This is a genomic window from Chryseobacterium paludis (assembly GCF_025403485.1).
Classification (GTDB): Bacteria; Bacteroidota; Bacteroidia; order Flavobacteriales; family Weeksellaceae; genus Chryseobacterium; species Chryseobacterium paludis.
In genome coordinates this window covers 1,158,169-1,175,467 of sequence record NZ_CP099966.1, presented here as the reverse complement: position 1 = coordinate 1,175,467, position 17,299 = coordinate 1,158,169, and the positions used below count along the sequence as shown (strand labels likewise).

At 34.4% G+C, this 17,299-nt stretch carries 19 protein-coding genes; 12 read left to right on the top strand and 7 right to left on the bottom strand.

The window, feature by feature from the left end:
* Positions 1-54 precede the first annotated feature (54 nt).
* Positions 55-744: a chloramphenicol acetyltransferase gene (locus NG806_RS05015; protein ID WP_251040449.1), complete on the bottom strand. Its 690-nt coding sequence runs from the start codon at positions 742-744 to the stop codon at positions 55-57.
* A 250-nt stretch (positions 745-994) separates the two neighbouring features.
* On the opposite strand from NG806_RS05015, the gene NG806_RS05010 reads away from it, so the two are divergent.
* From NG806_RS05010 to NG806_RS04985, 6 genes are all read left to right on the top strand, one after another.
* Positions 995-1,978: an aldo/keto reductase gene (locus NG806_RS05010; RefSeq protein ID WP_261512166.1), complete on the top strand. Its 984-nt coding sequence runs from the start codon at positions 995-997 to the stop codon at positions 1,976-1,978.
* A gap of 88 nt (positions 1,979-2,066) precedes the next feature.
* Positions 2,067-2,912 carry an NAD(P)-dependent oxidoreductase gene (locus NG806_RS05005; RefSeq protein WP_214825006.1) on the top strand — a complete coding sequence of 282 codons (846 nt, stop codon included), beginning with the start codon at positions 2,067-2,069 and terminating at the stop codon, positions 2,910-2,912.
* An 18-nt stretch (positions 2,913-2,930) separates the two neighbouring features.
* Positions 2,931-3,386 carry a PPC domain-containing DNA-binding protein gene (locus NG806_RS05000; RefSeq protein ID WP_214825007.1) on the top strand — a complete coding sequence of 152 codons (456 nt, stop codon included), beginning with the start codon at positions 2,931-2,933 and terminating at the stop codon, positions 3,384-3,386.
* Between the two features lie 213 nt (positions 3,387-3,599).
* A complete protein-coding gene (locus NG806_RS04995) occupies positions 3,600-4,451 on the top strand; it encodes an SDR family oxidoreductase (RefSeq protein ID WP_214825010.1) in 852 nt (283 codons plus the stop codon).
* A gap of 9 nt (positions 4,452-4,460) precedes the next feature.
* Positions 4,461-4,715, top strand: coding sequence for an Atu4866 domain-containing protein (locus tag NG806_RS04990; RefSeq protein ID WP_251040450.1), 255 nt, complete (start codon positions 4,461-4,463; stop codon positions 4,713-4,715).
* 17 nt (positions 4,716-4,732) lie between these two features.
* Positions 4,733-5,647, top strand: coding sequence for a helix-turn-helix domain-containing protein (locus NG806_RS04985; protein WP_214825013.1), 915 nt, complete (start codon positions 4,733-4,735; stop codon positions 5,645-5,647).
* A 61-nt stretch (positions 5,648-5,708) separates the two neighbouring features.
* Here the strand turns inward: NG806_RS04985 and NG806_RS04980 are convergent, their stop codons facing one another.
* From NG806_RS04980 to NG806_RS04965, 4 genes are all read right to left on the bottom strand, one after another.
* Positions 5,709-6,212: a hypothetical protein gene (locus NG806_RS04980; protein WP_261512163.1), complete on the bottom strand. Its 504-nt coding sequence runs from the start codon at positions 6,210-6,212 to the stop codon at positions 5,709-5,711.
* A 28-nt stretch (positions 6,213-6,240) separates the two neighbouring features.
* Positions 6,241-7,044 carry a helix-turn-helix domain-containing protein gene (locus NG806_RS04975; protein WP_214825019.1) on the bottom strand — a complete coding sequence of 268 codons (804 nt, stop codon included), beginning with the start codon at positions 7,042-7,044 and terminating at the stop codon, positions 6,241-6,243.
* An 18-nt stretch (positions 7,045-7,062) separates the two neighbouring features.
* Positions 7,063-7,464, bottom strand: a complete 402-nt coding sequence (locus NG806_RS04970; protein ID WP_261512162.1) for a GlcG/HbpS family heme-binding protein — start codon at positions 7,462-7,464, stop codon at positions 7,063-7,065.
* Positions 7,465-7,544: 80 nt separating this feature from the next.
* Positions 7,545-8,333, bottom strand: a complete 789-nt coding sequence (locus NG806_RS04965) for an SDR family oxidoreductase (RefSeq protein WP_214825025.1) — start codon at positions 8,331-8,333, stop codon at positions 7,545-7,547.
* Between the two features lie 217 nt (positions 8,334-8,550).
* Here NG806_RS04965 and NG806_RS04960 point away from each other — a divergent pair, with 217 nt between their 5' ends.
* The 4 genes from NG806_RS04960 (at position 8,551) to pdeM (ending at position 14,347) form a co-directional block, all read left to right on the top strand.
* Positions 8,551-9,573 (top strand): ligase-associated DNA damage response exonuclease, encoded by a 1,023-nt coding sequence (locus NG806_RS04960; protein WP_261512161.1) that lies wholly within the window; start codon positions 8,551-8,553, stop codon positions 9,571-9,573.
* On the top strand, positions 9,570-11,150 hold the full coding sequence (locus NG806_RS04955; RefSeq protein ID WP_261512158.1) for an ATP-dependent DNA ligase: 1,581 nt from the start codon (positions 9,570-9,572) through the stop codon (positions 11,148-11,150). Before NG806_RS04960 ends, NG806_RS04955 begins: the two co-directional genes overlap by 4 nt.
* 1 nt (position 11,151) lies before the next feature.
* On the top strand, positions 11,152-13,602 hold the full coding sequence (locus NG806_RS04950; protein ID WP_251040451.1) for a ligase-associated DNA damage response DEXH box helicase: 2,451 nt from the start codon (positions 11,152-11,154) through the stop codon (positions 13,600-13,602).
* A gap of 100 nt (positions 13,603-13,702) precedes the next feature.
* The gene (gene pdeM, locus NG806_RS04945; protein ID WP_214825031.1) at positions 13,703-14,347 is read left to right on the top strand and encodes a ligase-associated DNA damage response endonuclease PdeM; all 645 of its coding nucleotides are present in this window, start codon (positions 13,703-13,705) and stop codon (positions 14,345-14,347) included.
* 3 nt (positions 14,348-14,350) lie between these two features.
* On the opposite strand, the gene NG806_RS04940 is transcribed toward pdeM, so the two are convergent.
* A complete protein-coding gene (locus tag NG806_RS04940) occupies positions 14,351-14,872 on the bottom strand; it encodes a GNAT family N-acetyltransferase (protein ID WP_261512157.1) in 522 nt (173 codons plus the stop codon).
* 169 nt (positions 14,873-15,041) lie between these two features.
* On the opposite strand from NG806_RS04940, the gene NG806_RS04935 reads away from it, so the two are divergent.
* On the top strand, positions 15,042-15,773 hold the full coding sequence (locus NG806_RS04935; protein WP_214825033.1) for an MBL fold metallo-hydrolase: 732 nt from the start codon (positions 15,042-15,044) through the stop codon (positions 15,771-15,773).
* A gap of 7 nt (positions 15,774-15,780) precedes the next feature.
* On the opposite strand, the gene NG806_RS04930 is transcribed toward NG806_RS04935, so the two are convergent.
* Positions 15,781-16,122: a helix-turn-helix transcriptional regulator gene (locus tag NG806_RS04930; protein ID WP_214825034.1), complete on the bottom strand. Its 342-nt coding sequence runs from the start codon at positions 16,120-16,122 to the stop codon at positions 15,781-15,783.
* 710 nt (positions 16,123-16,832) lie between these two features.
* Here NG806_RS04930 and NG806_RS04925 point away from each other — a divergent pair.
* A complete protein-coding gene (locus NG806_RS04925; RefSeq protein WP_261512156.1) occupies positions 16,833-17,291 on the top strand; it encodes a PPC domain-containing DNA-binding protein in 459 nt (152 codons plus the stop codon).
* The last annotated feature ends 8 nt before the right edge of the window (positions 17,292-17,299 follow it).

The following is a 17,299-nucleotide window of genomic DNA, read 5'->3' as shown; positions in this document are numbered from 1 at the left end:
ATGGAATATCTTTTAGATAGACACAAAGATACCTATTTATATGAAAAATATTTCTTAAAGATCCAGCTGTCTTTGAAATTCTTCCAGATATTTTGCAATATGAAGACCATCAGCCAGACCGTGATGTGCTTCAATAGAAACAGGCAGGTATTTTCTCCCCTCGCGGATACTAAATTTTCCAAACGTAATTTTGGGGATAGATTCTGTTGGATCAAGATTAGTAGGATGTAGCAAAGCACTGAAAGTATTCCACGGAATGGTAGAATGTCTTATTAAAGCTTTAGTCACAGTATCGGTACTCAATCTTAACCCTGAAGAATTTTGTACCGCTTTAACTTCTTCCTGAAGTTCAGCATTAAAAGTTTCAAATTGTTCTGAAAAAGGAATAAATGAAAAACCAAAGGTTCCATCAGCTCGGGCAATGGTGGTTCCGGCGTGGATGACATCAAATAGAACAACCTGATCATCTACGATCCGCATTTTTAATTCATCCACAGAATTTATTGCGGCCATTGATTTATGAAGGTAATAGGCAAAAAAAGAATAGCCATTTGCTTTTACCGTATCATAAGCCGTAGTACAATCTACTTCTGTTGTAAAACCAAAATATGGACTTGCCATTTTTGAAAAAAAATTAAAATGTTCTTTTCTGTTCCATTGTTCAACATCGATGATCTTCATTTTACTTACTGCTTTATCATTTCTGCAAATTTCCGTAAGTTTTCTGATTATAAAAAATTCCAAGATGAAAAATTTAAGCTTATTTCTACCATAAGATTGATATGTAATATTTATATTAATTAATGAATTTAAATAATAAAGGATCTGATTTAAATATTGTTTAACCACATATTTCCCTAAATTTATATGATGTAATAATGATAAAGTTTCAGAGTACAAAATGTGCAGTTTTAACACAAATCATCGATGTCAATTTATGATAAGTTGCTGTCTGTCATCAATACTTTTTACATTATACATTAACACAAAAAATATGAATTACAGAAAATTAGGATGCAGTGAACTGGAAGTCTCAGCGATCACGCTTAGAGCTTGGGCTACTGGAGGTTGGATGTGGAAGAGCAAAGATCGAAAGGAAGCTGTTGAAGCAATTAAAGCGTCTCATGATGTTGGAGTGACTTCTATTGATACTGCCCCAATTTATGGACAGGGAGCCAGTGAGGAAATTGTTGGAGAGGCTATTAAAGGATTTTCTCGTGATAAAGTTCAAATTCTCACAAAATTCGGGATGCGTTGGGATTTGGAGAAAGGAGATTTTGCAATGAAAAGCTATGATCATAATGGAAATGCGATCGAAGTTTATAAATATGCGGGAAAAGAAAGCATTATTTATGAATGTGAACAAAGCTTAAAGAGATTAGGAACTGATTATATTGATCTGTATCAAATTCACTGGCCAGATTCTACCACTCCCATCGATGAAACTTTTGAGGCTGTTTTAAAATTAATAGAACAGGGAAAAGTGCGTTTTGCAGGAGTTTGTAATTATACTGCATCACAGATACAGCAAGCCGAAAGAACGCTTCCTTTGGTTTCTAACCAAATTCCATTCAATATGGTCAACCGCACCGTTGAAAGCGAAACAGTTTCTTACTGCATAGATCACAACAAGTCTGTGTTGGCTTACAGCCCATTAGAAAGAGGATTGCTAACAGGGGAAATACATTCCGGTTATGAGTTTAAACCCGGTGATCATAGAGCTAGTTTACCTCATTTTCAACCCCAATTTGTTGAAAAAACAAATGTCTTTTTAGATAAAATTAAACCTATTGCAGAACAGCATAATGCAAGTTTGAGTCAGTTGGTTTTAAGATGGACTATTGAAAGACCTGGAATCACTATCGCCTTAGCAGGAGCCAGAAATGTGGAACAAGCTGTTCAAAATGCAAATGCAATTCATATTAATTTAAGCAAAGAAGAACTGAAAACAATCGATGATCTGGTAAATACTTTTTAAAAACTAAAGATTAAAAGTTGAAATTATCGACCATAATAGTCTTTTCTCTTTACTCTTTACTCTCATTATCATTAATATTATAAAAGCTATGGAAAATACAAAATTAGGGTTTATTGGATTAGGAAATATGGGAAATCCAATGGCCAAAAATCTGGAAAAAGCGGGATTTCCGCTATCTGTTTATAACAGAACAATTGAAAAAGCGGAAGACTTTAAAGAAAAATCAACAGTTTACAGTAAGGTTTCAGATGTGATTAAAAACAGTGATGTTATTTTTACAATGCTGACCAATGATGATGCAGTAAGAGCAGTATATGAAGAAATACTATCAGTAGATATTCATGGTAAACTGTTCGTTGATATGAGTACTATTTCTCCTGAGGCAAGTAATGATATTTCTTCCGCTGTTAAAATAAAAGAAGCCGGATTTATTGATGCTCCTGTTGCCGGAAGTACAAAACCTGCTGCTGATGGTACCCTGATTATTATGGTAGGTGGCGAAGAAAAAGATGTAGAGCGTGCACAACCTTATTTACAAAAGCTTGGAAAAACCATCAAGCATTTGGGAGAGAATGGAAAAGGAATTGCTGCAAAATTATCAGTAAACTATTTCATATCTACCCTATATCAAGGACTTGCTGAGACTGTTTTATTTTCGGATAAGCTAGGAATAGAACGTAAAGATATGCTGGACATTATTAATGAGAGCGCAAGTGGTAGTGGTGCTACAAAAGTTAAAACACCACTACTGGTGAATGATAACTATGAACCGGCATTTGCATTAGATCTTATGTTAAAAGATATTCTTCTCGCCAAAAAAGCGGGAGCTGATTATCCATTATCAAAAACATTAATTGATACCTACCAGTCGGCTCATGATGCGGGATTTGGAAAAGATGATGTGATCGGTATTATCAATTATCTGAAAAAATAATCATTATAAAAACATGGTATGAACACGGATATTTTTAAAGGAACTCTTTGGACTGCTAAAAAAGTAGATGAGATCTATATTGTAAGTGTAAAAGACAGGTCAGGTATTGTAGAAGCATTGACGGACTTTGTTAAGGTTCAAAAAATACAGTCCGGAGAGATAACAGGAATAGGTGCAGTAAGCGAGGCAACACTTCGGTTTTTTGTTCCTTCGACAAAAAATTATGTCGATAAGACTTTCAATGAACAAATGGAGGCCTCTAATATTTCAGGAAATGTTTCAGTAATGGATGATAAACCACTACTCCATTTGCATATCACGTTGGGAAGACAGGACTATACCGCTTTGGCAGGACATCTCTTGGATGCAAAGATCCGCGGTGCAGGAGAATTTATTTTTTATCCTTTGAACACAAAAATGGTAAAAGTTAAAGATGATGAAGTTGGGATTAATTTTTATGATTTTGAAAAATAATGCTCCAAATCCAATCATAAAAGATACTATATATATGCACTTTTGTATGCATAAAAAGAGAACTTAACAAATACAAACAATGAAATTGGTTTTGAAGCCATCAGAAAATCAAGCCATCCACGATTTGGTTATACCTTTGGTGGATTCAGTTAAGTAGAATTTTGTTTTCCTTATGATCTTTGTATCATCAATTAAGATCAAAAAATAAAGAAAATGGAAACAAAAAAAGTATGGTTCGTTACTGGTGCCTCTAAAGGATTGGGACTTAATTTAGTTAAAAAATTACTAGCCGAAGGATATCGTGTAGCAGCAACGAGTAGAAATGCGGATTCTCTGATTAAAGAGATTGGTAGTGCATCTGAAACATTTTTACCCCTGGAAGTCAATTTGAAAGAGAATTCAAGTGTTAAGGAGGCTGTTGAAAAAAGTATAGCTCATTTTGGACAACTTGATGTTATTGTAAACAATGCCGGATATGCGCAGGTTGGTTCTTTAGAAGAGCTTTCTGATGAGGAATCACGTGAAAATTTTGATGTTAATGTATTTGGAGCATTAAATGTTGTCAGAAATGTAATGCCTTATTTACGAAATCAGAGATCAGGAAATATATTTAATATTTCTTCAGTAGCAGGTTTCTCCGGAGGTTTTGCAGGTTGGGGGATCTATTGTTCCACCAAGTTTGCTATGGCAGGATTTACAGAAGCACTGGCAGAGGAAGTTAAAGAATTTGGCGTAAAAGCTACTGTTGTATATCCTGGATATTTTCGTACAGAATTTCTTACAAAAGGATCAATCAGAACTCCTGAAAATGCTATCGAAGATTACAAAATGGCACGTGAATCTCAGCAACTGCATCTTGATACCATTAATGGAAATCAGATGAATGATCCAGAAAAAGGAGCAGAAGTTCTCATTGCGATGAGTAAAGAAGAGCATCCACCTGTACATTTGTTATTAGGAAATGAAACGATTGATTTACTTAAAAATAAAATCGATATCCTAACCCAAGATGCTGAAAAATGGAAAAATTATACCCTATCTACAGCTTATACTGAACTTTCATAAAAAGTACCTATGAACAATACGATAGAAGAAACAAAAGAATATATCGGAATGTGGGTAACCAAAGACGGTCACATCCGCCATGAATTATTACCCGACAATCGATACGACGAAGCCCGTGGTTCGCGTGAAAGTGCCTACCAGGGAAGTTATTGGGTTTCAGGAGATCATATTGATTATAAAGATGATACTGGATTTACCGCAGACGGCGACTTTAAAGATGGGATATTATACCACGGTGGTATGGTTTTTTATAAAGAAAATTGATTTACTAAATTAGCACGATGGAAAAGATGTTTCGCTTTAATTCGATTTCCGAGTTTCATAACTTTTGTAATCTACCTGGTCCTGAACATCCATTGATCAGCCTGATTGATTACAGTAAGGTTTCTTATCCTATAGATGATAATGAAATGAAATGGATTCAGAATTTCTATTCTGTAGGCTTAAAAAGGAATGTTAATGCCAAATTCAACTATGGCCAGCAACAGTATGATTTTGATTCGGGGGTTCTGTCATTTGTTTCTCCACTTCAGTTTTTAAAAGTAGAGATCAATCAAAATGTAAAAGTAGAGCCAACGGGCTGGATACTTCTTATACATCCTGATTTTCTATGGAATACTTCACTGGCAAAAAAGATAAAATCGTACGAGTTCTTTCAATATTCAGTAAATGAAGCTCTTTTTTTGTCAGAAAAAGAAGAAAATGCAATCGCTGAAATTCTAAAAAACATTGAAAAGGAATATCAATCCAACATCGATAAGTTCAGTCAGGAATTGATAATTGCCCAATTAGAATTATTGCTTATCTATTCCGAACGATTTTATGAGCGACAGTTTCTAACCAGGAAAAAATCCAATCATGAGATTCTTGAACGATTTGAAGAGACCTTATCCCGGTATTTCAATAATGGGCATATCCCGGAAAATGGTTTGCCTACGGTAAAAGCTATTGCTGAAGAAATGAATATATCCCCCAATTACCTTGGAAGCTTATTACGGATTCATACGCAGCAGAACACCCAACAGCATATCCAGAACAGACTTATTGAATATGCTAAAGAGCGGTTGAGTACCACGAATTTGTCTGTTAGTGAAATTGCTTATGAACTTGGTTTTGAACATCCACAATCATTTAGTAAACTTTTCAAACAAAAAACAACCCAATCCCCTTTGGAATTCAGAAAATTTTTCTCGTAAAAGCATTTACGAAATGACCATATACAAGGTGAGCTGTTTATTGCAGCTCATCTTTTTTTAACTAATTTATTCTGCTAGATTCTTGTATAAAAGAAAGATACGTTTTTGACCTTGCATGAAAGAAAGTATCTGTCATAAACAGAACCAGGAATAGAATAATAAAGCCAAATGAGAGACCCTTCATGTAGCAGCTGTCAAAAAGTAAATAAAGAAATATGGAAAGTATGAATAGAGAAACCCAAATTGTTTTAAAAATGACATAACTCTTACTATCTTTTTTCGCTTTGATGTATTCTTTCGTAAGAGTCAGCTGATGATTTTTTGAATATTCTTTTTCAACCCTTTGTATCTCTTTACCTTTGGTTACCAAAAGATAGCCTCCATAACTTAAAAGCATTAATGATAAAATACTTAAAGGGATAATAAGCCCTTTAAAAAAGACATCACTTGTTTTAGTTGAATAAAAAATAAGAGGAACACAAAAAATAATAATACCGGCTATCATCAGTTTAGCCTGAATTAAGTCTCCTTTAGTCCAATTACTAAACTGTTGAATAAAATCCATTATAATACAATTGATAAATTAATTCTAATCAGACTTCAGTGGTTGTTACTCCAAATTTCTTTTTAAACGAATAATAGAAATGCGACAAATTCTCAAACCCAAGATCAAGATAAATATCAGTGGGTTTTTTATTTTGATGTTTAATTAAATAATAGGCTTCTTCCAATCGTTTTTCTTTAAGCCATTTTTGGGGAGGTATGCTGAATGCTTTTTGAAAATCACGCTTAAAACCAGATAGACTGCGGCCTGTTAATTTTGCAAAAGCTTCGACAGGTAAGTTGAAAATAAAATTCTGATTCATGAATTCTTTTAAATCAGTTTTATAAGGCTCAGAAAAATCAAAAAGCAAATTCTTAAAATCAGGATTACTTTGTAAAAGAAGCTCAATTGCTTCCTTTACTTTTAACGAAGCTAGTTTTGAGCTTGCATTTTTAGTTTTATCAATATAGGGAATCAGAGAAACAAAATACTTCGTAAAAAAATCATCCGACTCAAAAAAGAATTTTTGTTTATTCTTAAATTCGTTATCAACAATAATTTTGTTTTCTGCTGCATATTGCTGAAGTGTATTTTTATCCAGAGTAATTGAAATAAATTGATACTGGGTTTCTTTAGAAGGATGTTTTATAGTTCTTACAAGTTGATTTTTTCTGACCAGAACGACTGTGTTTTCTTTAATAATAGTCTTGCCCTGATCATGAAAAGCATGAGTCTCACCAGATAATTGGAATCCTAAAAAATGATCTGGAATAAATTCTTCCATTCCCCTGTATTTTTCAAAAGCACAAGAGTATACCAATCGATCAAATATTATTTCAGAACTTTTTGTCATAATACAAATATCTGAAATTTAAAAAATACCAGCAGCCCCTTTGTTTGCTATTTCCCTATCCTGTTCCGGCGAACCTCCGGAAGAGGCAATAGCTCCTATTATTTTTCCCTCTTTATTTTTAATAACCACGCCACCTGCTATTGTTAAAAGTCCGTCGTTAGAATTTAACATACCATATCCATGAATGTCAGCACCTGAAACAATAGTGCCCATTGTATCACTGTCGACACCGAACATTACTGCAGTTCGGGCTTTTTTAATAGCAAAATCGATGACGCCATAAACGCTGTCCAATCTTGCAAATGCGACCAAATGTCCTCCTGTATCTACTACGGCAAGGCTTACAGGAATATGTAAAGATTTTGCTTTTTCTATGGATGCATTTATTGCAATTGTTGCTTCAGAATAAGTGATATTCATTTGTTTTTTTTATTTAATGATGTTAAATGAATGCGTAAACAAAAATATTTACGCATTCTCTGAATATTGAATATTGTGTTTTAACTTTTTACACTCCAGGCTTCTGTTTGTAATTGTTTTACAAAATCCTCTGTTTCTTTAGGGTGTAAATTTCTGAAATTACTATGATCATCTAATGCAACATTTACAATTACATCAGCCATAGATTGTGGATCAAGTTGGTTGGCAAGAGCTTCAGTAGTTCCTGCAAAAACTGATTCTGGGGTGAAATTTACCTTAGGATCATACCAATGCATAATAGAGTCTACTCCCCTATCATTAAATCCAGTTCCAAAAACTCCCGGATTACAGGTTGCTATTTTGATGTTAAAAGGTTCTAATTCTGTCTTAAGACCTTCTGCGATAGCCTCTAAAGCATGTTTTGAAGCACAGTAAGCAGCAACGTAAGGAACAGTCCAAAGACCTCCCATTGATGATGTAAAAACAATTTTACCACCTTTCTTGTCGATAAATTTTTTAATAAAACCTTGAGCCAGCTCCAAAGCTCCGAATACATTTACTTCAAACATAGAACGGATCAGATCCAGAGGCTGCTCAGCAATAGGTCCTCCTTCCATGATACCGGCATTACTTATTAAAATATCAATATCATATTTTTTTAAAGTATAAGCAATGTCTTTAGGATTGGTCACATCTAATTTATCAACAGTCATCTGAACACCTTGTTCTTTGGCTTCTCTTATTAAATCACTCATCTGCGGGTAAACCTGTGTCGTCGCAATGACATGGTGTCCCTTTTTAGCTAGATCGAAAGCTGCAATTTTACCAAAACCACTTGCAGCACCTGTAATTAAAATTGTTTTACTCATTTTGTATTTTTTATTCTGTTTAGTTAGTAAAACAAATTTCAACTTTATGTGAGCTTTTGTTATTGGTGGAAAGCCCAATGTTTTATTGCTGGAAAGTTCAATCTAAAAAAATGTTATTTTTAAATATTTATTGGTGATTGGTCAGCTTTTTGAATGATAAAATCAACCAAAGTCATATAAATACCAAAAGTTTTTATAGATCATAATATATTATTCATTGAAACTAATTACATTCACAAAAAAAGGAATTTATTGTCCTCAAGGTCAATTTTACATAGATCCCTGGCGGCCTGTAGATCTGGCGGTGATCACTCATGGACATGCAGATCATGCCCGTTGGGGAATGAAAAAGTATTTTTGCCACCATTTTACCAAACCTATTTTATACCAAAGAATAGGACCTGAAATTGAATGCCAGAGCGTAGGTTATGGTGAAGTTACAATAATTAATGGAGTCAAGGTTTCTCTACATCCTGCAGGCCATATCATAGGATCTGCCCAAATCAGATTAGAGTATAAAGGATATGTAAGTGTAATTTCAGGAGATTATAAAGTTCAGGATGATGGATTAAGTACTCCTTTTGAATTGGTAAAGTGTCATGAATTTGTGACTGAAAGTACTTTTGGACTTCCCATTTACAACTGGCTGGAAATTGAAGATCTTAATAAAAAACTTCAAAATTGGGTATTAAGAAATAAAGAAAACGGGAAAACATCTGTTTTTGTGGGCTATTCTCTTGGAAAGGCACAACGTATTATGAAGGCAATAGAAGGATTAGGAAAAATCCATGTTCACTATTCTATTGGGAAGCTCAATGAAGCTTTTGAAAGTGTGGGAATAAAACTTCCTGAATATGAGGTTCCTGACTTTAAAGAAAGTACCAAGCATCTGCAAAGTGAAATTGTTATTGTTCCGCCGGCTTTATTAGACAGTAATATTATTCGTAAAATACCCGAAGCGGCGACAGCCATCTGTTCAGGATGGATGCAGGTTCGGGGTGCCAGAAGATGGCGAAGTGCTGATGCAGGATTTGCAATGAGTGATCATGCAGATTGGGGTGGATTACTGCAGGCTGTAAAAGCTACTGAAGCAGAAATTGTTCATGTTACCCATGGGCAAACGGAAGTTTTTTCAAAATACTTAAATGAAATAGGTGTTAAAGCTGATGTTATACAAACTCAGTTTGGTGAGGATGAAGAAGAGGCTGAAAAAGAAAACATTGAAAATCCTGAGCCATGAAACATTTTGCAGAATTGATCAATGCTTTGGAAAGCACTAATAAAACCAACGCTAAAATAGATGCGATCATCGATTATCTTGAGCGTGCACCTGAAGAAGATAAAGTATGGTTTATTGCTTTGTTTACCGGCAAAAGACCCAAAAGAAATGTCAATACAAATTTAATGAAGGAATGGGCATTGGAAATTACCCAACTTCCCTTCTGGCTTTTTCAGGAGAGTTATTCATCTGTAGGTGATCTTGGTGAAACACTTTCCTTAATTCTGCCACAGCCTACAGAAAAAATAGAGCGGACTCTTTCACAGTGGATGAATGACATTGTAAATCTGAAAGATAAAACTGAGGCCGAAAAAAAAGAATTCGTTTTACAATCGTGGAATGGGCTGGATTATACGGAGCGACTGATTTTCAATAAATTATTAGGTGGAAGCTTCCGTATAGGTGTTTCCGATAAAACATTGATCAATGCTCTGACAAAATATTCAGGGCAGGAAGCAAGTGCATTAATGCATAGCATGATGGGAAAATGGAATCCTGGTGAAGTTTCTTTTCAGGAATTGATCTCAGCAGAAAAAGTGAATGCTGACAACTCTCGTCCTTACCCATTTTGTCTCGCCTATCCTTTGGAAAAAGAACTTTCCGAATTGGGAGAACCTAACGAATGGCTGATCGAATATAAATGGGATGGAATACGTGGTCAGATCATCAGAAGAAATGATGAAGTTTTCATCTGGTCCCGGGGTGAAGAACTGATCACTGAACAGTTTCCTGAAATTGTAGAAGCTGTAAAGGCTATGAAAGGGAATTTTGTTTTAGATGGAGAAATACTTGCGGTAAAGGATGGTAAGGTTTTAAATTTTAATGAATTACAGAAAAGATTAAATAGAAAAAATGTTACTAAAAAGATGCTTACTGATATTCCTGTTGAAGTATTTGCTTATGATTTAATTGAACTTGAAGGCAACGATCTACGGGTGAAGCCTATCTCTGGAAGAAGAGCTATGCTCGAAGAATTATTCCTTAATGAAGATCCTGAAAAAATTCAGCTTTCCAGGGTTATTGAATTTGAAAAATGGGATGAATTAGATCAAATCAGAGAAAGTTCAAGGGATATTAATAGTGAGGGATTAATGCTTAAACAAAAGAATTCTCCTTATCATTCAGGACGGAAAAAAGGCGACTGGTGGAAATGGAAGATCAATCCAATGACCATTGATGCAGTATTGATCTATGCCCAGAAAGGAAGTGGAAGGCGAAGTGCTTATTATACTGATTATAGTTTTGCTGTAAAAAATGGAGATTCTCTGGTAACAATTGCGAAGGCCTATTCAGGGTTAACGGATAAAGAAATTATGGAGGTCAGCCGTTTTGTAAATAAGAATGCTATTGAAAAATTTGGGCCGGTCCGCACAGTAAAAGCTGAGCTTGTTTTTGAAATTGCTTTTGAAGGAATAGGCTTCAGTAGTCGCCATAAAAGTGGTGTAGCATTGCGTTTTCCAAGAATCGTACGGTGGCGGAGAGACAAAACGGTAAATGAAATAGATGATCTTGAAGAAATAAAAAAACTGATACAATAATTTGACTGCTTTTGAAAATACCAATGGATTTAAGGTCATTCAGCAATGGATGGCTGAAAAAGGTAATTCCCCTTTCAAATTTCAGACAGATACCTGGTGGAAGTTTGGAAATGGATACAGCGGAATGGTTATTGCGCCAACAGGATTTGGAAAAACTTATTCTGTATTTTTAGCCCTGATCACTGATTTTCTCAATCATCCTGAAAAGTATAAAAAGGGACTGAAAATGATCTGGATCACTCCTCTTCGATCCCTTTCTAAAGATATTGCAAAGGCAATGGAAGAGGCTATCAATGAGATAGGACTGGATTGGACTGTTGGAGTGAGAAATGGCGATACTGATCCCAAAACAAGGCAGCAACAGGTCAGAAATATGCCAGATATTCTAGTGGTAACTCCTGAAAGTTTACATCTTCTTTTGGGTCAAAAAGATCATTTGAAATTTTTCAAAAATCTCCATTGCATTGCGGTTGATGAATGGCATGAACTATTGGGTTCCAAACGGGGTGTAATGGTAGAACTGGGTATTTCACAGGTTAGAAAGTATGTTCCTTTATTAAAAATTTGGGGAATTACAGCAACAATCGGTAATCTGGATGAAGCACTGGAGGTCTTAATTCCATATGATATCAAAAAAACAAAAATTACTGCGAAACAGCAGAAAAAAATTGACATCATTCCTGTATTTCCGGATGAAGTCGAAATTTTACCATGGGCAGGGCATTTGGGGGCTAAGCTTGCTGATAAAATTGTTCCTATTATTCTTGAATCTAAATCTACGATCGTATTTACCAATACCCGGAGTCAGAGTGAAATGTGGTATCAGTTATTGCTTAATGCATATCCTGATTTTGCGGGCCAGATTGCTATTCATCACAGTTCTATTGATGCTCATTTAAGAATCTGGATCGAAGATAATTTAAGCAGTGGTAAATTAAAAGCTGTTGTTTCTACTTCATCTTTAGATTTAGGTATCGACTTCAAACCTGTTGATACTGTGATTCAAATAGGTTCTGCTAAAGGTGTGGCCAGATTTCTGCAACGCGCCGGACGAAGTGGACACTCTCCTTTTGAAACCTCTAAAATCTATTGTGTTCCCACACATTCTCTGGAACTGATTGAAGTGGCTGCCTTAAAAGAAGCCGTAAAACAAAAAGTTATTGAACCTCGTGAACCTCAGGTGTTGTGCTTTGATGTTTTGGTACAGTTCCTGATGACTTTAGCTGTTGGTGACGGATTCTTTCCTGATGAAACCTATGAAAGAATTAAAAAGGTCTATACTTTTCAGGAGATGACTCCTGAAGAATGGAAAGAGATCATTGATTTTCTTACTATTGGCGGCAGTGCATTAAAAAGCTACGAAGAATTTCATAAAGTAGTGATTATGGATGATGGGTTATTTAAAGTGACTTCCAGAAAAATAGCTATGCTGCACCGGATGAATATGGGAGCGATCGTAAGTGATGCAATGCTAAAGGTTAAATTTATTTCTGGTGGTTATATTGGAATGATTGAAGAATACTTCATTTCAAAGCTTAAAAAAGAAGAAAAATTTATTTTGGCCGGAAGAGTTCTTGAAGTAGCAATGGTTAAGGATATGACCGTTTATGTACGTCTGTCGAAAGGAAAAGCCTTAGTTCCCAGTTACCTTGGCGGAAGATTACCTTTAAGTTCCAATTTGAGTACTTTTTTAAGGGAAAAGCTTTCCGGGGCATTGAATCCTGCTTCTTCAGAAAAAGAACTTAAATTTTTGCATCCTCTCCTTGTCAGTCAGGAAAAAACATCCCATATTCCGAAAGAAGATGAATTTCTGGTGGAACTGATTAAAAACAAAGAAGGGTTTCATTTGTTTATGTACCCTTTTGAAGGACGTCTGGTGCATGAAGTCATGGCTGCATTAATTGCCTTCAGAATTTCTAAACTCGCTCCTATTTCCTTTTCAATGGCCATGAATGATTATGGTTTTGAGCTGTTCAGTGATAAAGAAATTCCTTTAAATGAAGGCAACCTGGAGAAGATTCTAACCCGTGATAATCTGATGGTTGATGTTATTTCAAGTATTAATTCTGCTGAAATGGCACGTAGAAAATTCCGCGATATTGCCGTTATTTCAGGAATGGTTATCCAAAATTTCCCTGGACAGCAACGATCAAATAAAGCCTTACAAAGTTCAGCGGGACTCATTTTTAAAGTACTTGAAGATTATGATCCAAATCACTTTCTTGTAAGACAGTCTTATACAGAAGTTTTTAATATGCAGCTACAAGAACAAAGACTTGTAGAAGCCTTCAAAAGAATTGAAAAATCGAAAATTATTTTAAAATATTCTAATACTTTTACACCGTTAAGCTTCCCAATTAAAGTAGATAGTCTTCGTCAGACTCTTTCAAGCGAAGGTTTAGATGCGAGAATACAAAAATTGATAGAACAGGCGGGTAAGAGAAGAGAATAAAGAGTTGAAATATGGATATTGACAATTTAGAAGTTAGATTTAATAGATTAGCTATACCTGAATCCCGGTCTGGAAATTCAGAAAGCTTTCGAAAATAAACATGTATATAGCCACAAAAAATATCAGTATTCAAAATGAAGTTTTTACTTTAACGAATCAGCGTGCGTTGTTTTGGAAAAAAGAAAAAGCATTGATTCTGTCAGATCTTCATATCGGGAAAACGGCTCATTTTAGGAAAAATGGAATTGCACTGGCAAATCATGTGATGAAGAGTGACCTTGAGAGATTGTCGGTACTAATCGCTTATTTTCAGCCTGAAAAATTTATTGTTGTCGGAGATCTGCTGCATGCGGGAAACAATTCTGATGTCGAAGAATTTTGTGAATGGCGAAATCAATATTCCAAACTGAAGTTTTATCTTATTGAAGGAAATCATGACCGTATTTCAAAGGAGCTGGAAGAAAAATTATGTCTTGATTTTAAAGCAAAAATTTTAGAATTGGCAGATATTCTTTTTATTCATGATTTTGATAGGTCCAATCCGAAGTTTCAGATTACAGGACATATTCATCCTGGATTTGTCATTAATTCCACTGTTAAAAGTATCCGTCTACCCTGTTTTGTACAAACTACACATCAATTATTACTTCCCGCTTATAGTGAGTTTACAGGATTAGATACAAAAAATCTCCCTAAAGGAGGAAGATTCTATGTTTTTACGGATGCTGAGATCTACCAAATCTAAACTTTATTCTAATATTTTTTTCATCATGAGATCGGTCTGTTCCTCATTTCCTAAACGGAAAATATGTTTATCGAATTCGACAAAACCATTCTTTTTATAAAAATTCACGGCTCTAAGGTTCTCCTCCCAAACTCCTAACCATATGTAAGCTTTTTTCTGTTCTTTTGCCACATTTAAAGCTTTGTCATAAAGGAGCTGGCCAACCTTTTTACCATGATGACTGCTTCTTACATAAATCCTTTCAATTTCAAGAGATGTTTTATCCTGCAGTTCGGTTTGTGCAGTGCCTGCATTAAGTTTTAGGTAGCCAATTGGGTTGTCTTCTTCCCAGGCGATAAAGAAAAAAGAATCCGAATTATTTAGTTCATCTGTCAGCTTTTCTTTGTTAAAGCTTTTTTCAAGATAGAGATCCATTTCCTCCTTCGAATTATCTCCGGAAAATGTTTCTGAGAAAGTTTCTTTTCCAATGGTCTGCAGCGTTTCCCAATCCTCCAGAAATGCCTGATTTATGATTATTGAGTTCATATTCACTTATTGTTTTAATTCTACTCATACAAAATTACGAATACCATATAAAATAGTCTTGTATACCCTGATGAAATTTTATTTTTTTTAGGCCATAATCGGTTTTGGCGATAGCTTAAATCGAAAAATAAAGTTTTTAATATTTAGAAATATTCAGGAAATTTGTATCATGAAAATCATCCCGTTAAAAGAAGGCAATTTTGTAGCCAGCCCAACAAAAGACTTTAGTCTTTTAACGACAGAAAAAACAGATCTGGCTCAGGGAATAAAAATGTCTGTACAGCCCTTCCTTATTATCACAAAAAATGACTTTATTATTTTAGATACTGGTTTAGGCTGGAAAAGTGAAACCGGTAAAACAATCGTTTCAGAGATTTTAGAGAGAGAAAATATTAACCCAAAACAAATTACGAAGGTCCTACTCTCCCATCTTCATAAAGACCATATTGAAGGAGCAATACAATATACGGAAGACGATTTTGAAGCGACATTTCCAAATGCTGATATTTATATTCAAAAGCGTGAACTTGATTATGCTATGGAGAATAAAGGAAATCCTTCTTTTGATTTTAAAACACTCGAAAAACTGATCCAACTTCCTAATATCATCTGGATGAACGATGACAAAGGATCTATTACTGATGAAATCTCTTATGAAGTGGTTGGTGGACATACGCCTTTTATGCAGGTTTTCTGGATTACCGAAGATGGAGAAACTGCTTTTTATGGTGCTGATGATCTTCCGCAAGAAGCTTATTTACGGTATCATCTTGCCTATAAAAGTGATTTTGATGGTAAAAAAGCAATGGAACTAAGACAGATCTGGCAAAAAGAAGCTGAAGAAAACCATTGGAAAATACTATTTTATCACGATCTTAATAAGCCATTCATTCAATTTTAGCAGGATTCTATAAATTATTAAACCACTTATAAATATCTACCTCAGATGGAATAAGCAGTTTCTTTCGAAGTCTGTTCTTTCGGTTCTGAACAGCTTTAGGCGTTACATACGTATAGGTTGCTACTTCTTTTGTAGATAAATTTAGTTTTAAATAAATACAGAAAATCAATTCTGAGTTTCTCAGATTAGGTTGTATAGCGAATATTTTATCAAAAAAACCAGGATAAACTAGTCTGAATTTATTCAATAGACGGGGGGAATTTTCTTTGGCTAATGCTATAATTTCATCTTGAGCAAAAATTTTTTCGTTTAAATCTTCTAAATTGAATCCAGGTTTTTCGTTTTTCATAATATTGTTCTCATCTCTGCTAGTTCTGTAGCTTTTTTATTGTTTACAGAATTAAATCCACTTTTTCACTATTATTATCTGTCTCTTCGCTGTGTCAAATTAATATTGCCAGTACAAACAGTAAGATACCAATTGATGTTTTTAATCTACTATTTAAGATTTCAACATGTCTCAAAAATAAAATCTACTATAATGAAGACAAAGAAAGAAAAAATGATTAAAATTTTGTTGAATTGAAATACCACATAGATACCACGCGAACCCTTATATACACGGAGTCTGCTTTATCTTAATTAATTTTTTCTAAAATTTATTAGTTTTTAAAGTGAGAATTCAAATTTACACCAATACCTAATTTATTTTTTATGATTACAATCACTGTATATAAAATTTACTGGTCTCTTTAAAGCCCGCAAAATAGTAAAAAAATACGAAGCATGGTACCTATGTGGTATCTCTGTTTTAGGAAATTTGGAAAAAATATTTTCTCTTTACTTAAATGAATTAAGAAGCTCATGTAAGATTAGCTTAAAAGATATAGTATGTCTAAAATATCTTACTCTTTTAGAGTATTAAATAAATCACATTGTGGTTCTTTTACAGGACTTTAGATGAACTTACTAGTCAGAATTATAAAAATAAAGAAAGAAAAGCTTTAAAAAAAATTGTGAACAGAAAAAAATCTATTAATTTTAAAAAAACTAACCATCATGAATTCACAAATCGTTACGGGTAACCTATGGACGGCTCACAAAATAGAAGATTGCTATATAGTAAAGCTTCAGGATAAGGCCAATATCACAGAAGCTTTAAATGATTTTATAGCGTATGAGAAAATTAAATCCGGAAATATTTCGGGAGTTGGTATTGTAAAAGAAATGACGCTTCGCTTTTTAGACCCCACTGTAAAACAATATTTATACACCCATCTTAATAATCCAATAGATGTTCAGGATATTTCGGGTTGTATTTCAGAAAGTGAAGGAAAACCTGTATTATTTTTAAATGCTACTATGGAATGGAAAAATGAAACCACTTTATCAGGTCAGTTAATGGATGCTAAAGTGTATGGATGTACAGAATTCCTTTTTTATTCCATTAATAATACTGAAATGTTCACGGAGAAATGTTTAAACCTTGGCAAGACAAGTTCTTGGAGTTTCAATTAATAATCCCC